Annotated in this window: 18 protein-coding genes; 14 read left to right on the top strand and 4 right to left on the bottom strand. The window is 65.0% G+C overall.

All coding sequences use genetic code 11. From position 1 onward, the window contains the following. The first annotated feature begins 215 nt into the window (after positions 1-215). From B3349_RS18460 to B3349_RS18440, 5 genes are all read left to right on the top strand, one after another. Positions 216-1,343 carry an MlaE family ABC transporter permease gene (locus tag B3349_RS18460; RefSeq protein ID WP_291590942.1) on the top strand — a complete coding sequence of 376 codons (1,128 nt, stop codon included), beginning with the start codon at positions 216-218 and terminating at the stop codon, positions 1,341-1,343. Then, a complete protein-coding gene (locus B3349_RS18455; RefSeq protein ID WP_291590941.1) occupies positions 1,343-2,191 on the top strand; it encodes an ABC transporter ATP-binding protein in 849 nt (282 codons plus the stop codon). Before B3349_RS18460 ends, B3349_RS18455 begins: the two co-directional genes overlap by 1 nt. Beyond that, entirely contained in the window at positions 2,191-3,174 is a 984-nt protein-coding gene (locus tag B3349_RS18450) for an MlaD family protein (protein ID WP_291590939.1), read from the top strand. The genes B3349_RS18455 and B3349_RS18450 overlap by 1 nt, the downstream gene beginning before the upstream one ends. 16 nt (positions 3,175-3,190) lie before the next feature. Further along, positions 3,191-3,838, top strand: coding sequence for an ABC-type transport auxiliary lipoprotein family protein (locus B3349_RS18445; RefSeq protein WP_291590937.1), 648 nt, complete (start codon positions 3,191-3,193; stop codon positions 3,836-3,838). Between the two features lie 154 nt (positions 3,839-3,992). Further along, positions 3,993-4,517, top strand: a complete 525-nt coding sequence (locus tag B3349_RS18440; protein ID WP_291590936.1) for a hemerythrin domain-containing protein — start codon at positions 3,993-3,995, stop codon at positions 4,515-4,517. Positions 4,518-4,641: 124 nt separating this feature from the next. Here B3349_RS18440 and B3349_RS18435 read toward each other — a convergent pair whose 3' ends face one another. Together B3349_RS18435 and B3349_RS18430 are read right to left on the bottom strand one after the other, a co-directional pair. Next, entirely contained in the window at positions 4,642-5,277 is a 636-nt protein-coding gene (locus tag B3349_RS18435) for a MarC family protein (RefSeq protein WP_291590935.1), read from the bottom strand. A gap of 9 nt (positions 5,278-5,286) precedes the next feature. Beyond that, complete coding sequence (locus B3349_RS18430; RefSeq protein WP_291590933.1) at positions 5,287-6,045, bottom strand: SDR family oxidoreductase; 759 nt, start codon at positions 6,043-6,045, stop codon at positions 5,287-5,289. Positions 6,046-6,175: 130 nt separating this feature from the next. Between B3349_RS18430 and B3349_RS18425 the strand changes: the two genes are divergently transcribed. Continuing rightward, entirely contained in the window at positions 6,176-6,889 is a 714-nt protein-coding gene (locus B3349_RS18425) for a dienelactone hydrolase family protein (protein WP_291590931.1), read from the top strand. 147 nt (positions 6,890-7,036) lie between these two features. Here the strand turns inward: B3349_RS18425 and B3349_RS18420 are convergent, their stop codons facing one another. Both B3349_RS18420 and hemB read right to left on the bottom strand, forming a co-directional pair. Continuing rightward, positions 7,037-8,161 carry a magnesium transporter CorA family protein gene (locus B3349_RS18420; protein WP_291590929.1) on the bottom strand — a complete coding sequence of 375 codons (1,125 nt, stop codon included), beginning with the start codon at positions 8,159-8,161 and terminating at the stop codon, positions 7,037-7,039. Between the two features lie 136 nt (positions 8,162-8,297). Beyond that, complete coding sequence (gene hemB / locus B3349_RS18415) at positions 8,298-9,311, bottom strand: porphobilinogen synthase (protein ID WP_066538930.1); 1,014 nt, start codon at positions 9,309-9,311, stop codon at positions 8,298-8,300. A 319-nt stretch (positions 9,312-9,630) separates the two neighbouring features. Here hemB and B3349_RS18410 point away from each other — a divergent pair, with 319 nt between their 5' ends. The 8 genes from B3349_RS18410 (at position 9,631) to fusA (ending at position 17,044) form a co-directional block, all read left to right on the top strand. Continuing rightward, positions 9,631-10,047: a CopD family protein gene (locus B3349_RS18410; RefSeq protein WP_291590927.1), complete on the top strand. Its 417-nt coding sequence runs from the start codon at positions 9,631-9,633 to the stop codon at positions 10,045-10,047. A 74-nt stretch (positions 10,048-10,121) separates the two neighbouring features. Further along, on the top strand, positions 10,122-11,237 hold the full coding sequence (locus B3349_RS18405) for a VanZ family protein (protein WP_291590926.1): 1,116 nt from the start codon (positions 10,122-10,124) through the stop codon (positions 11,235-11,237). Then, complete coding sequence (locus B3349_RS18400) at positions 11,234-11,593, top strand: (2Fe-2S) ferredoxin domain-containing protein (RefSeq protein WP_291590924.1); 360 nt, start codon at positions 11,234-11,236, stop codon at positions 11,591-11,593. The genes B3349_RS18405 and B3349_RS18400 overlap by 4 nt, the downstream gene beginning before the upstream one ends. An 84-nt stretch (positions 11,594-11,677) precedes the next feature. Further along, positions 11,678-12,322: an alpha/beta hydrolase gene (locus B3349_RS18395; RefSeq protein WP_291590922.1), complete on the top strand. Its 645-nt coding sequence runs from the start codon at positions 11,678-11,680 to the stop codon at positions 12,320-12,322. 66 nt (positions 12,323-12,388) lie between these two features. Then, positions 12,389-13,558, top strand: a complete 1,170-nt coding sequence (locus B3349_RS18390) for a D-alanyl-D-alanine carboxypeptidase family protein (RefSeq protein ID WP_291590921.1) — start codon at positions 12,389-12,391, stop codon at positions 13,556-13,558. 211 nt (positions 13,559-13,769) lie between these two features. Further along, positions 13,770-14,147 (top strand): 30S ribosomal protein S12, encoded by a 378-nt coding sequence (gene rpsL, locus B3349_RS18385; protein WP_003059441.1) that lies wholly within the window; start codon positions 13,770-13,772, stop codon positions 14,145-14,147. 168 nt (positions 14,148-14,315) lie between these two features. Next, complete coding sequence (rpsG, locus tag B3349_RS18380; RefSeq protein ID WP_066538882.1) at positions 14,316-14,789, top strand: 30S ribosomal protein S7; 474 nt, start codon at positions 14,316-14,318, stop codon at positions 14,787-14,789. A 146-nt stretch (positions 14,790-14,935) separates the two neighbouring features. Then, positions 14,936-17,044, top strand: coding sequence for an elongation factor G (fusA, locus tag B3349_RS18375; protein ID WP_291590916.1), 2,109 nt, complete (start codon positions 14,936-14,938; stop codon positions 17,042-17,044). Positions 17,045-17,274: the final 230 nt, after the last annotated feature.

Genomic DNA, 17,274 nt, shown 5'->3' with positions numbered 1-17,274 from the left:
GCCTGCCACTGTCGAGAGGGAAAACGGCAGCTTGCTTGTAAAGATGTAGCTGCATAGGCACGCAGAACTTGATTTGCCGCGGGTTTTTGATAAATATTGCAGCGCCACATTCTGCGGATGCAGCGGATTGCGATGCAGGGCGGCCGTGCCAGGGCGCGGCGCTGCCGTTATCCTGTGGCCTTGTCTGTTGCCGGAGTAGCCGTATCACCTTGCCCATGACTTCCTTGCCGCCGCAGCTGCAACGCCAGAACACCCCGGAAGGGGCCTGGGCCGTGCTGCAGGGCCGATGGGGCGCCGCCGATTTCGGTGACCGCGCCCACTGGGCGCGCGTGCAGGCACAGCTCAAGGCGGTGCCGGCGCAGCCCGATCTGGGCTGGGATCTGCACGGCGTGGACTGGCTGGACCATGTGGGTGCCCAGCTGCTGTGGCAGCACTGGCAGGGACAATGGCCTGCGCGCCTGAAGGCCACGCCGGGGCAGAAGGCCATGCTGCAGCGGGTGGAGCGCTTCACCGCGCCTCCGGCGCCCAGGCCCAAGGCGCATCCGGTGCGCGAGGCCGTGGAGTCCCTGGGGTGCATGGTCATCCAGGGGCGTGAGCATCTGCTGGCCATGGTGCAGCTGATCGGCCAATTGCTGCTGGATGTGCTGCGCCTGCTGCGCGCACCGCTGCGCGGACCCTGGCGCGATGTGTCGGGCCACCTCTACAACATGGGCGCCATGGCGCTGCCCATCACGGCCCTGGTGGGTTTTCTGATCGGCGTGGTGCTGGCTTATCTGATGTCGCTGCAACTGCGCCAGTTCGGGGCGGAGGCCTTCATCGTCAACATTCTGGGCATTTCGCTGATCCGGGAGTTGGGGCCGCTGCTGGGCGCCATTCTGGTGGCGGGCCGCACCGGCTCGGCCATCACGGCCCAGATCGGTGTGATGCGGGTGACCGAGGAGCTCGACGCCATGCAGGTCATGGGCATTCCCCAGGGCTACCGCCTGGTGATGCCGCGTGCGCTGGCGCTGGCGCTGGCCATGCCCCTGATCAGCCTGTGGACCACGCTGGCCGCGCTGGCCGGCGGAATGCTGGCTGCGGACATGACCATGGGCATCTCGGCCGCGTACTTTCTGCAGTCGCTGCCGGACGCGGTCAACGTCGGCAATCTGTGGCTGGCCATGGGCAAGTCGGTGGTGTTCGGCGTGTTCATCGCGCTGATTGGCTGCCACTGGGGTCTGCGTGTGGAGCCCAACACCCAGAGCCTGGGTCAGGGCACCACGGCCTCGGTGGTCACGGCCATCACCATGGTGATCGTGGTGGATGCGGTCTTCGCCATTCTGTTTCGCAACGTGGGTTTCTGATGGCCGATACCGCAGTCTCTCCCTCTTCCGCGGCCGCAGCCCCCTGGGCGCAGGGCGAGCGCGTGGTGCATATCGACAAGCTGTGGAGCATCTTCGGTGAAGGCGAGAGCCAGTTCGCCGTGCACCAGGACCTGGACCTGGACATCTACCGCGGCGAGATGCTGTCCATCGTCGGTGGTTCGGGGACCGGCAAGACGGTGCTGCTGCGCCAGATCCTGGGGCTGCTGGAGCCGGGCAAGGGCACGGTGGAGGTGCTGGGCCAGCCGGCGGCGGCCATGGGGGGCGAAGGCGCGGCCAGCCGCGTGGGCATGCTGTTCCAGCAGGGGGCGCTGTATTCGGCGTTCAACGTGCTGGACAACGTAGCCTTCCCGCTGCGCGAGCTGGGGACGCTCCCGCGCGCGCTGGTGGATGCCGCGGCCCTGGTCAAGCTGCAGATGGTGGGTCTCAAGCCTGAGCATGCCACGCGCATGCCGGCCGATCTGTCGGGTGGCATGATCAAGCGGGTGGCGCTGGCGCGGGCGCTGATCATGGACCCGCCGCTGCTGCTGCTGGACGAGCCCACGGCAGGACTGGACCCGAATGGCTCGGACGATTTCTGCGCCCTGCTGCGTGAGCTGCATGCCGAGCTGGACCTGACCGTGGTCATGGTCACCCACGATCTGGATACGCTGTTCGCACTGTCCAGCCGTGTGGCCGTGCTGGCCGAGAAAAAAGTGCTGGTCACCGGCACCCCGCAGGAGGTGGCGGTCTTTCCCCACCCCTTTGTTGCGCAATTCTTTCAGGGTGAGCGTGGCCGCAGGGCCATGGCACCCGCACCATCCGGGCCGGGCCCAGAGGGAGGTCGATGATGGAAAACAAGTCCCATGCCATGGCCGCAGGCCTGTTCGTGGTGGCCGTGGTCTGCTTGCTGGCAGGGTTGGCCATGTGGCTGACACGCGACCGCCACCAGTATGTGGAATATGAAATGTCCACCAAGGATGCCATCAGCGGCCTGCAGCCCCAGGCCACGGTGCGCTACAAGGGCGTGTCGGTGGGCAAGGTCACGCGCATCGGCTTTGATCCGCAAAGCAGCGGCAATGTGCTGATCCGCATTGCGGTCGACGCGGATGCCCCGGTCAGCCCCCAGACCACCTATGCCCAGCTGGGTTACCAGGGGGTGACCGGCATTGCCCACATCCAGCTGGACGACAGCGACACACCGCAAAGCGTGCTGGCCACCGGTCCCAGCGGGCTGCAGCGTCTGCCCATGCGCTCCTCGCCGCTGACCGTGCTGGCCGACCAGGGCATGCTCATAATGGGGCGGGTGGACGAAGCGACCCGCCGCATCAACGAGCTGCTGGGCACCGAGAACCAGCAGCGCTTCTCGGCCGCATTGGGTGACATTGCTGGCGCGGCCAAGGGGGTGAACGAGTTGACCCACAGCCTGAACCGCACCATCACCGAGCGCATCGACCCGGCGGCGGCCCAACTGCCGGAGCTGTCGGAGAACGCCCGGCGCAGCATGCTGGCGCTGGAGAAGGCGGGGCAGGAGGCCGGTCAACTGGCCACCGAGGTGCGCCAGCTGGCGCAGCGCCTGCAGAATCCGGACGGTCCGATGGACCAACTGGAGCGCGGTGCCCAGTCCATGGGCGCGGCGGCAGAGCAGCTGTCCCGCACCACCTTGCCGGCCGTGACCCAGGCGGCCAGCGATGTCTCGCGCGCTGCGCGGGGCATGGGCGCGGCGGCCTCGGGCATTACCAACAACCCCCAGTCCCTGATTTTTGGCGAAGGCCGGGTCCAGCCAGGACCGGGCGAGCCGGGCTTTGCCGCACCGGCTGCGGCCAGCCGCTAAGGAGAAGGAGAACACCATGCGTGCAAGCACTTTGTTGGGGACCGCCTTGTTGGCGACGGGGTTGAGCGCCTGCAGCAACCTGCCCTCATCGCCCAGCCAGCCGGCGCGTTTCGATCTGGGGCCGGCGCCCGCGGTGGCCGCAGCAGCCCCCGCCAGCGTCCATCCGGTGCTGGCACTGGCCGATATCCAGGCGCGTGCCCAGAACGAGAACAGCACCTCCGTGCTCTACCGCCTGGCCTATGCCGATGCCAATGCCCAGCATGCCTATGCCTATGCCCGCTGGAGCCAGCCGCCAGCAGTGCTGGTGCAGCAGCGCCTGCGCGACATCCTGAGCCAGGACCGGATCGTGCTGTCCGCCGAGCGCGGGGCCCAGGCGCCGCGTGTGCAGGGCCAGACACCGCCAGTGCTGCAGTTGGCGCTGGAGGAGTTCGAACAGGTGTTCACCGGCAGCACGGCCAGCGTGGGGGTGCTGCGCTTGCGGGCCACCCTGATCGATTCCCGGCGCGGAGGCGATGTGCTGCTGGGGCAGCGGCTGTTCGCACTGCAGCAGCCCGCCAGTGCCGCCAATGCGGCCGCAGGTGCGCAGGCCCTGGCCCAGGCGGTGGACCAGGTCGGGCTGCAGCTGCAGCAATGGCTGGCGCAGCTGCCCGCCAAAGCGCCCTGAACCCGTTTTCACACCGCCTGCGGCGGTGTGCCAGGGGCGCGCACCGGATCCGCCGGGCGGTTGCACCAGGACAGTGAATCCTTGATGTGGCTCAACCTGCAGGGCCGCCGTGTCGCCGTAAGCTGCCCTGCATTGCAATTTGCGGAGCAGGCACATGGCCACACTGGAATGGAGCGACGAACTGGCGCTGGATATGGCTGCGATGGATGACACGCACCAGGAGTTTGTCGACCTGCTGGCCCTGGTGGAAGTGGCTCCCGATGCCGACCTTCCGGCCGCCTGGCAGGCCCTGGTGGAGCATACCGACGGCCATTTCGGCCAGGAAGACCGCTGGATGGTCAGCACCGGCTTTGCCCCGGACAACTGCCACAGCCTGCAGCACCGCGTCGTGCTGCAGATCATGCGCGAGGGTGCGGAGCGTGGCGCCCAGGGGGAACTGCATGTGATCCGCGGCATGGCTGCCGAGCTGGTGACCTGGTTCACCCACCATGCCCAGACCATGGATGCTGCGCTGGCCAAGCACCTCCAGGATGTGAATTTCGATCCCGCCTCGGGGGTGGTCTACCTGCCGCAATCACTGCCGCAGGCCCCCATCCATGGCTGCGGCGGCGCCTGCTCCACGGGCGATGACCATGTGGACCAGCAGGCCCGCACGGAACAGGTGGCCAGCAGTCTCTAGGCTTCCAGGCACATACAAGGGGGAGCGAGGGAGGCAAGCAGCAAGAAGAAGCGGGCGCGGGAAGGGGAATGCCCTTCCCGCAGCCTTGCCACCAGCGGCACGGTCCGCGGGCGGGCAGTGGGTGTCAGTGAGCGCCCAGTGCCGGGAAGATTTTCACCAGGCCGCCGGCCATCACCTCGATGGCCAGTGCCGCCAGGATCAGGCCCATCAGGCGGGTCATCACATTGATGCCGGTCTTGCCCAGCACACGGCTGATGGGGTCGGCCAGCGAGAACGCGGCCCACACGGCCGCAGCCACCACCACGCCATAACCCAGCAGTGCAATGTGCTGCCAGATGCTGCGTGCCTGATCGGCATAGATCACCACGGTGGACATGGCGGCCGGCCCGGTCAGCAGCGGGATGGTCAAGGGGACGACCGCGATGCTGTTGCCCATGGCCGCTTTTTCAACCCCTGCCTCCAGCGTGCCGGTGTTGGGCCGGTCTTCGGCCGGACGGGCGTTGAGCATGTTCATCGCGCTGATCAGCAGCAGCAGGCCGCCGCCGACCTGAAAGCTCTGCAGTGAGATGTTGAAGAAATCCAGCACCTGCAGCCCGATCAGTGCACAGGCGCAGATCACCACACAGGTGCTGATGGCGGCGGTGCGGATGGTCTGGCGGCGCTGGGTCTCGTCAAACCCCTGGGTGTAGTGGATGAAAAAAGGGACGATGGCCAGCGGGTTGACGATGGCCACCAGCGTGATCAGGGGTTTGAGGTCCATGGGTGTATTTCAGTGCCGGCCACCGGAGACTTCGGTGAAGCTGGCCGTGGTGTAACTGGAAGCGGGAGACATCAGCCACAGGATAGCTTCTGCCACCTCGTCGGCGGAGCCGCCGCGTTGCATGGGTACCTGGTGTTGCAGTTCGCGCACACGGTCGGGCAGGCCGCCGCTGGCGTGGATCTCGGTGTCGATCAGCCCCGGGCGCACGGCGTTGACGCGGATGCCCTCGGCCGCCACCTCCTTGGCCAGGCCCCGCGTCATCACATCCACCGCACCCTTGGCGGCGGCATAGTCCACATACTGGTGGGCTGCGCCCAGCAAGGCGGCGGCACTGGAGACATTGACGATGCTGCCACCCTGGCCGCCGTGTGCCGTGCTCATGCGGCGCACGGCCTCGCGTGCGCAGTAGAAGCTGCCCAGCACATTGACGCGGAACATGCGTTCCAGCCGCGCAGCGGACATGTCGACCACCTTGCTGGGGCGGTCCACCACGCCGGCGTTGTTCACCAGGGCCGACAGCGGCCGGCCCCAGTGGCGGTCCATGGCTTCGAACATCGCCACCACCTGGGTTTCGTCGCCCACATCGCCTTGCACGGCCATGGCCTCGCCGCCGGCGCACTGGATCTCGTGCACCAGGGCATCGGCGGCATCGCGGCGCTGCTGGTAGTTCACTGCCACGGCCCAGCCCCGGGCGGCAGCCAGGCGGGCGGTTGCGGCGCCAATACCACGGCTGGCACCGGTAATCAGGACGATGGGTGGTGGCGACATGCGGTCTCCTGTAAAAATTACTCTGTTGTCTGGCAATACCGCCAAGCATTACAGCACGGCACCTTGCCCGCAGGGTGCCGTGGCTTCGCCCCCGCTTTGACCTCGGCGCCCGCCCTCCCTAGGAAGCTCCATGCCCCATACCGGCCAACTCCTGAATCTGCAGACCCCCGACGGTCGCGTGCTGCCCGCCTGGGCGGCCATTCCCGAGGGCCCGTTGTGCGGGGCCGTGGTGGTGTTGCAGGAAATCTTCGGCGTCAACAGCCACATCCGCGCCGTGACCGAGCGTTTTGCGGCGCGGGGCTTTGCGGCTGTGGCGCCGGCGCTGTTCTACCGGCTGGCTCCCGGCGACACGCTGGGCGTGGAGCTGGGCTACAGCGAGGCGGACATGCAGCAGGGGCGCCAGCTCAAGGCCCAGGCCGAAGCCCTGCCCGCCCCCGGTATGGCGCAGGACATCGGCACCGCCGTGGACTGGCTGGCCACCACCACCGGCCAGAAAGTGGGTGCCGTGGGCTTTTGCTGGGGCGGGCTGCTGGCCTGGCGCGCGGCCTGCAGCCTGCCGCAGCTGTCGGCGGCCGTCTGCTACTACGGCGGAGGCATGACCGGGCCCGAGGAGCGCAGCCGGCAGCCGCTGTGCCCGGTGATGGCGCATTTCGGTCGCCACGACCATTTCATCCCCGTCGACACGGTGCTGGCCTTTGACCAGGTCCAGCCCCAGGCCCAGGTGTTTGTCTATGACGCCGACCACGGCTTCAACTGTGACCAGCGTGCCAGCTACGACGATGCCTCGGCCCTGGTGGCGCGGGACAGGACGCTGGCATTTCTGGATGCGCAGCTGCGAAGCTGAGGACGGTGTGCGCCTGCCGCTTGCTGGGTGCTCGCGGGCAGGCAGACCGTGCCCCACGCGCCGGGGCCATGGTACTGCGGCGATGCGAGGCCGGGGAGCGGTCCTGCCAGCGCCCGGTGTCTGCGGTGTCACCTGCGCCACGCGCCATCAGCGCAGGCTGTTGCGGTCCAGGTAGCGCCGGCGCCAGAAGAACACCAGCAGCGCCAGGGCGATCAGCCCCATGCTGGCCATGGCCCACCAGAAGCCATGGCTTTGGTGGATCCAGGGAATGAATTCGAAGTTCATGCCGAAGATGGCCGCAATCAGGTTCAGCGGCAGGAACACGGCGGTGAGGGTGGTCAGCGTGCGCATGATGTCGTTGGCGCGGTTGCTCTGCGACGAGAAATGCATCTGCACGGCCGCTTCGGCGCTCTGCTCGATGCGGCGCACATGGTGGATCACGCGCTCGATGTGTTCCAGCACGTCGCGCGAGCGCACGCGCAGCAGTTCGTGCTCGCGCCGGTCGTGGCCGGAGTCGTCGGGCCAGCTGTCCATGGCCTCGATCCAGTCCTGCACGGCACCGCGCTGGTCTTCGCAGATTTCGTCCAGTTGGTGCAGCGCCAGGCGGGCATCCAGCACCGCGCTCCAGTCGTGGAACTTGGCGCGTGGGCGCAGCAGCGATAGCTGCCAGTGGTCCAGCTGGCGCGTCATCACGCGGCGCAGGTCCAGGTAGCCGTCCACCATCTGGTTGAGCATGCGCAGCATCAGGTCGGCCGGGCTGTGCGGCAGCTTGGCGGCACCGGGCCGGCCTTCGGGTACCTGGCGGGCCATCTCCAGCCGATGCTGGAACTGCCGCTGCAGCGGACAGGCGGGCGGGTGCACGGTCAGCAGCAACTGGTCGTACACCGCAAAGCCGATGGGCTGGGTGCGTACGCGCTGCAGCACCGGGGTGGGCGGCGGCGCGGTGCCACCCTTGCCGGCGGCGCGGATGGCGGCGGGCGAGTCGCTGGCGCCGGAGTCCACCAGGCGGTGGAACAGCATCACGTCGTACTGGGAGGTGTAGTCCGAGGTGGACGGGATGTGGGCGTTGAGCAGGTCGGACACATGCAGGTCCAGCAGCGGCGCACCGCAGACGGCCTGCAGCATGGCCTGGATTTCCGGCAGCCGGGCCTCGAGCTCGGTGCGCTCGCAGGCCAGCCACCAGAAGCTGCCCGGCTCCGGCGCAGCGGAGGGCAGGGCGGTGCCCCGGTCTTCCACCAGGTGGGCAGCGGGGTGGATGCGCAGCAGGTGCATGTCGTGCCTCGAAAGGGCCGCATGATGGGCCCTGCAGGCGCTGCAGCAGCCATGGGGGCCATGGATGTGCAGCGCGCTGGCGGAGCCGGTCAGCGGCGGTGGCCGCAGGGGCCGGGTGGAGTGCTGTGGCCCCGGCTTACGCCTGCTGGCGCAGCTTCTTGGCCGCGTCGATGGCGAAGTAGGTCAGGATGCCATCGGCACCGGCGCGCTTGAAGGCCAGCAGGGCTTCCATCATCACCGCATCGTGGTCCAGCCAGCCGTTGGCGGCCGCGGCCTTGAGCATGGCGTACTCACCCGACACCTGGTAGGCAAAGGTGGGCACCTTGAACTCGTCCTTGACGCGGCGCACCACGTCCAGGTACGGCATGCCGGGCTTGACCATCACCATGTCCGCGCCTTCGGCCAGATCCAGGGCCACTTCGCGCAGCGCTTCGTCGGTGTTGGCGGGGTCCATCTGGTAGACGTTCTTGTCGGCCTTGCCCAGTGCGCCACGGGTGCCCACGGCGTCGCGGAAGGGGCCGTAGAAGGCGCTGGCGTACTTGGCGCTGTAGGCCATGATCCGGGTGTGGATATGGCCTTGCAGCTCCAGCGCTTCGCGGATGGCGCCGATGCGGCCGTCCATCATGTCGCTGGGCGCCACCATGTCCACGCCGGCAGCGGCGTGGTTCAGCGCCTGGCCGACCAGGACTTCCACGGTTTCATCGTTCAGGATATAGCCGGTCTCGTCCAGGATGCCGTCCTGGCCGTGGCTGGTGTAGGGGTCCAGCGCCACATCGGTCATCACGCCCAGGCCGGGGAACTCCTTTTTCAGGGCACGCACCACGCGGGGGATCAGGCCGTCGGGGTTCAGGGCCTCCTTGCCATCGGGCGTCTTGAGCGCAGCGTCGATGTTGGGGAACAGGGCCAGCACCGGGATTTCCAGCTTCACGCATTCTTCGGCCACCGGCAACAGCAGGTCCAGGCTGAGGCGGTCCACACCGGGCATGGACGGCACGGCTTCGCGGCGGTTCGTGCCTTCGTGCACAAACACCGGGTAGATGAAGTCGTGGGCCGACAGGCGGTTCTCGCGCACCAGATTGCGGGTGAAGGCGTCGCGGCGCAGGCGACGGGGGCGGTTCTGGGGAAAGGGGGTGGGGTTGGACAAATGCATGCTGCCATTGTGCCCCTGGCTGCGGGTGCTGTCATGCAGTGCCACCGTGGTACACCCGCAGGCACTGCAAGCCATCGGATGCCGCTGGTCCTGCCGCTGGCGGCGGGTTTTTCCGTTGGTGACGACCATTGAGCGTGTAACAGCCAGCTTCTGACGAACAGTGTGCGCTGGCTGATGACTGAGCGCTAGATTGCATGCCGGAGCCGGTTCGCTGGATCCCCTGCTTCACCTCCCTGAGCAGGTCCTCGTTTCGAGGAATTTCCCAGCCCGGCTTCGGCCGGGCTTTTTTGTGCTGCGTACGGCTCGTACACTGGACCCCATGTTGTGGGTCAAAGCTTTTCACATTGTGTTCGTGGCCAGCTGGTTCGCTGGCCTCTTCTATCTGCCACGCATTTACGTCAATCTGGCCATGGTGACGCCCGGCTCCGTGGCCGAGCGCGAGCGCCTGCTGTTGATGGCACGCAAACTGCTGCGCTTCACCACCATGCTGGCGGTGCCCGCCGTGGGCCTGGGTCTGTGGCTGTGGCTGGGTTATGGTTTTGCCGGCGGCTGGCTGCACGCCAAGCTGGCTGTGGTGGTGCTGGTGGTGGTCTACCACGGGGTGTGCGCCCGGCTGCTGCAGCAGCTGGCGGCCGATGACTGCCGCCACAGCCACCGCTGGTTCCGCTGGTTCAATGAAATTCCGGTGCTGCTGCTGATCGTGGCGGTGGTGCTGGTGGTGGTCAAGCCTTTCTAAGCCCCGCTTTCCACGTGGAAAGCACTGCGGCCGTGCCTGCGCTGGTGCGCCGCTAGGAGGAGAACTTTCGCCTTATGCAGCCACGCAGCTCCGCATGGACCCTGGCGGCCATCTATGCCGCGCTGATTGTGTTCGCCAGCCTGTTTCCGTTCGAAGGCTGGCGCGTGCAGGGGGTGGACCCGTGGGTGTTTCTGACGGCGAAGCTGCCGCCTCCCTACTGGACCTGGTTCGACGTCAATACCAACATCGCCGGCTATGTGCCGCTGGGCTTCTTGTTGGCGCTGGGCATGCTGCGCGATGGCCGGCGTGCACGCTGGGCCGTGCCACTGGCGGCGCTGCTGGGTGCATCGCTGTCGCTGGGCATGGAATTCCTGCAGATCTACCTGCCGCGGCGCGTGCCGTCGAATATGGACCTGTCGCTGAACGCCGGCGGCGCGCTGCTGGGGGCTTTGCTGGCGGCGCTGCTGGAGCGCCTGGGTGCCCTGCAGCGTTGGGCGCAGTTCCGTGAGCGCTGGCTGGCGCCGGGGTCCGGCGGTGCGGTGGCTTTGCTGGCGCTGTGGCCGGCGGCGCTGCTGTTCCCCACGGCCCTGCCATTCGGGCTGGGCCAGGTGCTGGAGCGGCTGGATCTGTGGCTGGACGAGCAGTTGGAGGACACGCCTTTCATGAGCTGGCTGCCGCTGTGGGATGCGCCCATGACGCCGCTGACGCCCGGCGCCGAGCTGCTGTGCGTGATGCTGGGCCTGCTGATCCCCTGTCTGCTGGGCTACTGCGTCATCACGCACAAGCTGCGGCGCGCGGTGTTTGCGGTCTGCAGCGTGCTGGCGGGGGTGGGGGTGACGGCCTTGTCGGCGGCGCTGACCTATGGGCCGGCCCATGCCTGGGAATGGCTGCAGGCCCCTGGGCGTGCAGCCATCTGGGGTGGGGGGCTGGTGGCGCTGGCCCTGGTGCCGGTGCCGCGGCGCATCTGCGGCGTGCTGCTGCTGGTGGCCTTGTCCATGCACCTGAGCTGGCTCAACCAGGCGTCCACCGATGTCTACTTTGCACAGACGCTGCAGGTGTGGGAGCAGGGGCGCTTCATCCGCTTCTACGGTCTGGCCCAGTGGCTGGGCTGGCTGTGGCCGTACGCGACCCTCATCTATGTGGGCTGGTATGTGGCGCAGCGCGCCGCCGCTCCTAGAATGGCGGCATGAGCGATCACTCCCGCGCGCCCGAGGCGCAAGCCGGCTACTACGCCCGCCACATCTTCTTCTGCCTCAATGAACGCCCCAATGGCGAAGACTGCTGTGCCCTGCATGGCGCCAAGGAAGGCTTCGACCATTGCAAGAAGCGGGTCAAGGAAGAAGGCCTGGCCGGCAAAGGCCAGGTGCGCGTGAACAAGGCCGGTTGCCTGGACCGCTGCGCGGCCGGCCCCGTGGCCGTGGTCTATCCGGAAGGCACTTGGTACACCTTTGTGGACGAGGCAGACATCGATGAAATCGTCGATTCCCACCTGAAACATGGCCAGGTGGTGGAACGTCTGCTGGTGCCGCCGGAACTTGGGCGCTGAAAAGCGCTCACACGCTTCATTGGCCTAATTACCCTGCTGGACGCGCTGTGATTGCGCGAGCAGCTCCTGATGGAATAGCAGTACGTGAATGTGCAGACTGAAAAATTCACCCTGACTGGCGCAGCAGGCGCCATCGAGGCCTTGCGTGACCAGCCGAGCCTGGACGGGGGGCTGCCTGCCCCGCGCGGCGTGGCGGTGATCACACATCCCCACCCGCTGTTCGGCGGCACCATGGACAACAAGGTGGTGCAGACCCTGGCACGTGCGTTTGTGCAGTGCGGCTGGACCACGGTGCGTTTCAATTTCCGTGGTGTGGGCGCCAGCGCCGGCACGCACGATGCAGGTCGCGGCGAGCTGGATGACCTGCTGGCCGTGGTGCGCCAGGTGGCACCTGCGGGGCCGCTGGCGCTGGCCGGCTTCTCCTTTGGCGCCTTTGTGGCCAGCCATGCCCTGGCCACGCTGTGGCACGAAGACCGCATCGCCAAGGCGGTGCTGGTGGGGACGGCGGCCAGCCGCTTCGAGGTGGCGCCTGTGCCGCCCGAGGCCCATGAGCGCACGCTGGTGGTCCACGGCGAGCAGGACGACACCGTGCCCCTGTCCGCCGTGATGGACTGGGCGCGGCCACAGATACTGCCTGTAACCGTCGTGCCCGGAGGCGGGCATTTCTTCCACGGACAATTGCCGTTGCTCAAAGGGTTGGTGGTGCGCCACCTGCTGTCGGCAACATGATGGCTGGAAGGCCATCACTCACCCTTTTTCTTTTGTTTTGTCTATTTGTCTGAGCATTCTGTTCCCATGAAAACTGTGAAAACGCACCTGCAAGCCCTGGTTCTGAGTGCGGCCCTGGTGCCGGTCTGGGGTCTGGCGCAGATCGCCCAACCCCAACCCCCCGAGATCGCGGCCCGCAACTACCTGCTGATCGATGTGACGGCCAACCAGATCCTGGCCTCCAAGGAGCCGGATGTGGCCATCGAGCAAGCCTCGCTGACCAAGCTGATGACGGGCTATCTGGTGTTCGACGCGCTGCGCACCAAGAAGATCACGCTGGAGCAGACGCTGCCGGTGAGCGAGCAGGCCTGGAAGATGCCGGGTTCACGCATGTTCATCGACCCCAAGATGCAGGTGAAGGTGGATGACCTGCTGCATGGCATGATCGTCCAGTCGGGCAACGATGCCACCATGGCGCTGGCGGAAGGCGTGGGCGGCAGCAAGGAAAACTTTGTGCGCCTCATGAACGAGCAGGCCAAGGCCCTCGGGATGAAGAACACCTCGTACAAGAACCCCGAAGGTCTGACCGAGCCGGGTCACCTGACGACGGCGCGCGACCTGTCCATCCTCGCTACGCGCCTGATGCATGACTTCCCGCAGTACATGCATTACTACTCGACCAAGCAATACCGTTACCCGGGTACGCCTGCATCCAATAGCAACAATCGCAACGCTTTGTTGTTCCGTGATCCCTCGGTGGACGGTCTGAAGACCGGCCACACCGCTGCTGCCGGCTACTGCCTGGTGGCCACGGCCAAGCGCGACATGCCCAATGTGGGCAGCCGTCGCCTGCTGTCCATCGTGTTGGGCACGGCCAGCGAGAACGCGCGTTCGGGCGAAAGCCAGAAGCTGCTGAACTGGGGTTACACCGCGTTCGACGGCGTCAAGCTGTTCGATGCCGGCCAGCCCGTGGAAGAAGCCCGTCTGTGGAAGGGCCAGAAGGACACGCTGAAGATCGGCCAGGAAAGCGCCATTGTGGTGACCGTGCCGGCCGGCAGCGCAGGCAAGCTGACCACCCAGGTGGTGCGCAAGGATCCGCTGGTGGCACCCATCGCCAAGGGGCAGAACGTCGGCTCCTTGAAGGTGCTGCTGGGTGCGGACACCGTGGCTGAAGTGCCTGTGGTGGCCCTGGAGGATGTGCCGGAAGCCGGCTTCTTCGGCCGCCTGTGGGATGCCATCCGCCTCTGGATCATGTAAACCACCCGGGCAGGGTGCCGGCGGCCCGTGCCGCTGCCGGCGCGCAAGTGCTTGATTCCACGGGGCTTGTGCAGCCGGTGGTTAGCAAGGGGTTATGCAGCGTCCCTTGCTTGCACTTGACCAAGCTGGTACATTTGAGGGCTTTTCGGAATTTCCGAAGGGTTTCACGTTTTCGCTTTGAAAAGCAAATTCACGTTTAGGGACGTTTTTAATGCCAACCATTAACCAACTCGTGCGTCAGGGCCGCACGGTCGAAGTTGTCAAATCCAAGAGCCCTGCTATGGAAAACTGCCCCCAACGCCGTGGCGTGTGCACCCGTGTGTACACCACCACGCCCAAGAAGCCTAACTCGGCTCTGCGTAAGGTGGCCAAGGTGCGTCTGACCAACGGTTTCGAAGTCATTTCGTACATCGGCGGTGAAGGCCACAACCTGCAAGAACACAGCGTGGTGCTGGTTCGCGGCGGCCGTGTGAAGGACTTGCCTGGTGTGCGTTACCACATCGTGCGCGGTTCGCTTGACCTGCAAGGCGTCAAGGACCGTAAGCAAGCCCGTTCCAAGTACGGTGCCAAGAAGCCTAAGGCCAAGTAAGCCCTGGTTTTTTGAAAAGACAAGTAGGTGCTGTATCCCGCGTGGCGCGAGATTCAGCGTAGTGACCCGAAGCACAAATGTTTTGTGTGGGTCGAGTAAGTGGGAGTCCAGTTTTGGCTCTCGCGGTGTCTGAAAAGATGCCAACTGAAGCAAAGATAGAGGTAAAAAATGCCACGTCGTCGCGAAGTCCCCAAACGTGAAATTCTGCCGGATCCCAAGTTCGGCAATGTCGAGCTGTCCAAGTTCATGAACGTGATCATGGAAGGCGGCAAGAAGGCTGTTGCAGAACGCATCATCTACGGTGCTCTGGAACTGATCTCCAAGAAGTCGCCCGAGAAGGACGCTTTGGAAGTGTTCACCACCGCCATCAACAACGTGAAGCCCATGGTGGAAGTGAAGTCCCGCCGCGTGGGTGGCGCCAACTACCAGGTGCCCGTGGAAGTGCGCCCTGTCCGTCGTCTGGCTCTGTCCATGCGCTGGATCAAGGAAGCCGCTCGCAAGCGTGGTGAAAAGTCCATGGCCCAGCGCCTGGCCAACGAACTGATGGAAGCCACCGAAGGTCGTGGCGGCGCTATGAAGCGCCGTGACGAAGTGCACCGCATGGCCGAAGCCAACAAGGCTTTCAGCCACTTCCGCTTCTAATCGGAATTTCGCTCTCGCGAACGGGGCCGCACGCAAAAATTTGCTGCGGCCTTGTCTCGATTTAGAGCGTCCCCATATTGAACTGCTGGTCCTGCACACAAGGCGGGGTCCAGCAGATCTCCCATACGATCAATCAAGGATCCATCATGGCTCGCAAGACCCCCATCGAGCGCTACCGCAATATCGGTATTTCGGCGCACATCGACGCAGGCAAAACCACCACGACCGAACGTATCCTGTTCTACACAGGCGTGACCCACAAGCTGGGCGAAGTGCACGATGGTGCTGCTACGACCGACTGGATGGAGCAGGAACAAGAGCGCGGCATCACGATCACTTCGGCTGCTGTGACCTGCTTCTGGAAGGGCATGGACCTGTCCTACCCCGAACACCGCTTCAACATCATCGACACCCCCGGCCACGTGGACTTCACCATTGAGGTGGAGCGTTCCATGCGCGTGCTGGACGGTGCTTGCATGGTGTACTGCGCTGTGGGCGGCGTGCAGCCCCAGTCCGAAACCGTGTGGCGTCAGGCCAACAAGTACAAGGTGCCTCGTCTGGCCTTTGTGAACAAGATGGACCGTACCGGTGCCAACTTCTTCAAGGTCTACGACCAGATGAAGCTGCGCCTGAAGGCCAACCCTGTGCCCGTGGTGATCCCCATCGGCGCTGAAGACAACTTCACGGGCGTGGTCGATCTGGTCAAGATGAAGGCCATCATCTGGGACGAAGCTTCCCAGGGCATGAAGTTCGAATACCAGGACATCCCCGCCGAGCTGGTGGAGACCGCCAACAAGTGGCGTGAAAACCTGGTGGAAGCCGCTGCCGAAGCTTCGGAAGAGCTGATGAACAAGTACCTGGAAGAAGGTACTCTGACTGAAGAAGAAGTGAAGCTCGGCGTGCGTACCCGTACCCTGGCCACCGAAATTCAGCCCATGCTGTGCGGTACCGCCTTCAAGAACAAGGGTGTGCAGCGCATGCTGGACGCCGTGATCGACTACCTGCCCGCGCCTGTGGACATTCCTGACGTTACCGGTACCGATCCCGATGACGAAGAGAAGAAGCTGTCGCGCAAGGCTGACGATGCTGAGAAGTTCTCGGCCCTGGCCTTCAAGCTGATGACTGACCCGTTCGTGGGCCAGCTGACCTTCGTGCGCGTGTACTCAGGCGTTCTGAGCAAGGGCGAGACCGTTCTGAATGCCGTGAAGGGCAAGAAGGAACGTATCGGCCGTATCGTGCAGATGATGGCCAACGACCGCGTGGAAGTCGAAGAAATCCGTGCTGGCGACATCGCTGCCTGCGTGGGTCTGAAGGACGTGACCACCGGCGAAACCCTGTGCGACATCGCCGCTCCCATCGTGCTGGAACGCATGGTCTTCCCCGAGCCCGTGATTGCACAGGCTGTGGAACCCAAGTCCAAGGCCGACCAGGAAAAGATGGGTATCGCTCTGTCGCGTCTGGCTGCAGAAGATCCTTCCTTCCGCGTGCGTACCGACGAAGAATCCGGTCAGACCATCATCGCCGGTATGGGCGAGCTGCACCTGGAAATCATCGTTGACCGCATGAAGCGTGAATTCAACGTGGAAGCCAACGTGGGCAAGCCCCAAGTGGCCTACCGCGAAACGATCCGCAACACGGTCAAGGACGTGGACGGCAAGTTCGTTCGCCAATCCGGTGGTAAGGGTCAGTACGGTCACGTGGTTCTGACGCTGGAGCCTCAAGAGGCCGGCAAGGGCTTCGAGTTCGTCGACGAAATCAAGGGTGGTGTGGTTCCTCGCGAATACATCCCTGCGGTGGAAAAGGGCGTGATCGAAGCCCTGACTTCCGGCGTGCTGGCTGGCTACCCCGTGGTGGACGTCAAGGTGCGTCTGACCTTCGGCTCGTACCACGATGTGGACTCGAACGAAATGGCGTTCAAGATGGCCGCCATCTTCGGTTTCAAGGAAGCTGCCCGCAAGGCCAACCCCGTCATCCTGGAACCCATGATGGCTGTGGAAGTGGAAACACCGGAAGACTACGCCGGTACGGTGATGGGTGACCTGTCTTCCCGTCGCGGTATGGTGCAAGGCATGGACGACATGGTCGGTGGCGGCAAGGCCATCAAGGCCGAAGTGCCTCTGTCGGAAATGTTCGGCTACGCCACGTCGCTGCGTTCGATGACCCAAGGTCGCGCCAGCTACACGATGGAATTCAAGCACTACGCCGAAGCTCCTCGTAACGTGGCCGAAGCCATCGTGGCCGCTCGCGCTAAGTAAGCATTTCGGTCATAATCCGAAATTCGCCCGAAGACAGCTGACGCTGTCTTCGGGCGAACTCGGATTGAAACAAGTTGCCGGTCTGCGACTGCATGCCGCCCTGTCACCTGTGCGGGGCGAAACAGCAATGCGGTGCAGACCTTAAACATCACACAGGTTTGCTCTTTTCTCTGGAGAATTTGCAATGGCAAAAGAAAAATTTGAACGTACCAAGCCCCACGTGAACGTGG

The organism is Comamonas sp. UBA7528, assembly GCF_002479375.1.
Taxonomy (GTDB): domain Bacteria; phylum Pseudomonadota; class Gammaproteobacteria; order Burkholderiales; family Burkholderiaceae_C; genus Comamonas.
This window is presented reverse-complemented; position numbering and strand designations above follow the sequence as displayed.

Bases quoted from the DNA above. Each gene is read 5' to 3' on its own strand.
- B3349_RS18460 (WP_291590942.1), top strand. From the start codon at position 216: ATGACTTCCTTGCCGCCGCAGCTGCAACGCCAGAACACCCCGGAAGGG.
- B3349_RS18455 (WP_291590941.1), top strand. From the start codon at position 1,343: ATGGCCGATACCGCAGTCTCTCCCTCTTCCGCGGCCGCAGCCCCCTGG.
- B3349_RS18450 (WP_291590939.1), top strand. From the start codon at position 2,191: ATGGAAAACAAGTCCCATGCCATGGCCGCAGGCCTGTTCGTGGTGGCC.
- B3349_RS18445 (WP_291590937.1), top strand. From the start codon at position 3,191: ATGCGTGCAAGCACTTTGTTGGGGACCGCCTTGTTGGCGACGGGGTTG.
- B3349_RS18440 (WP_291590936.1), top strand. From the start codon at position 3,993: ATGGCCACACTGGAATGGAGCGACGAACTGGCGCTGGATATGGCTGCG.
- B3349_RS18435 (WP_291590935.1), bottom strand. From the start codon at position 5,277: ATGGACCTCAAACCCCTGATCACGCTGGTGGCCATCGTCAACCCGCTG.
- B3349_RS18430 (WP_291590933.1), bottom strand. From the start codon at position 6,045: ATGTCGCCACCACCCATCGTCCTGATTACCGGTGCCAGCCGTGGTATT.
- B3349_RS18425 (WP_291590931.1), top strand. From the start codon at position 6,176: ATGCCCCATACCGGCCAACTCCTGAATCTGCAGACCCCCGACGGTCGC.
- B3349_RS18420 (WP_291590929.1), bottom strand. From the start codon at position 8,161: ATGCACCTGCTGCGCATCCACCCCGCTGCCCACCTGGTGGAAGACCGG.
- hemB (WP_066538930.1), bottom strand. From the start codon at position 9,311: ATGCATTTGTCCAACCCCACCCCCTTTCCCCAGAACCGCCCCCGTCGC.
- B3349_RS18410 (WP_291590927.1), top strand. From the start codon at position 9,631: ATGTTGTGGGTCAAAGCTTTTCACATTGTGTTCGTGGCCAGCTGGTTC.
- B3349_RS18405 (WP_291590926.1), top strand. From the start codon at position 10,122: ATGCAGCCACGCAGCTCCGCATGGACCCTGGCGGCCATCTATGCCGCG.
- B3349_RS18400 (WP_291590924.1), top strand. From the start codon at position 11,234: ATGAGCGATCACTCCCGCGCGCCCGAGGCGCAAGCCGGCTACTACGCC.
- B3349_RS18390 (WP_291590921.1), top strand. From the start codon at position 12,389: ATGAAAACTGTGAAAACGCACCTGCAAGCCCTGGTTCTGAGTGCGGCC.
- rpsL (WP_003059441.1), top strand. From the start codon at position 13,770: ATGCCAACCATTAACCAACTCGTGCGTCAGGGCCGCACGGTCGAAGTT.
- rpsG (WP_066538882.1), top strand. From the start codon at position 14,316: ATGCCACGTCGTCGCGAAGTCCCCAAACGTGAAATTCTGCCGGATCCC.
- fusA (WP_291590916.1), top strand. From the start codon at position 14,936: ATGGCTCGCAAGACCCCCATCGAGCGCTACCGCAATATCGGTATTTCG.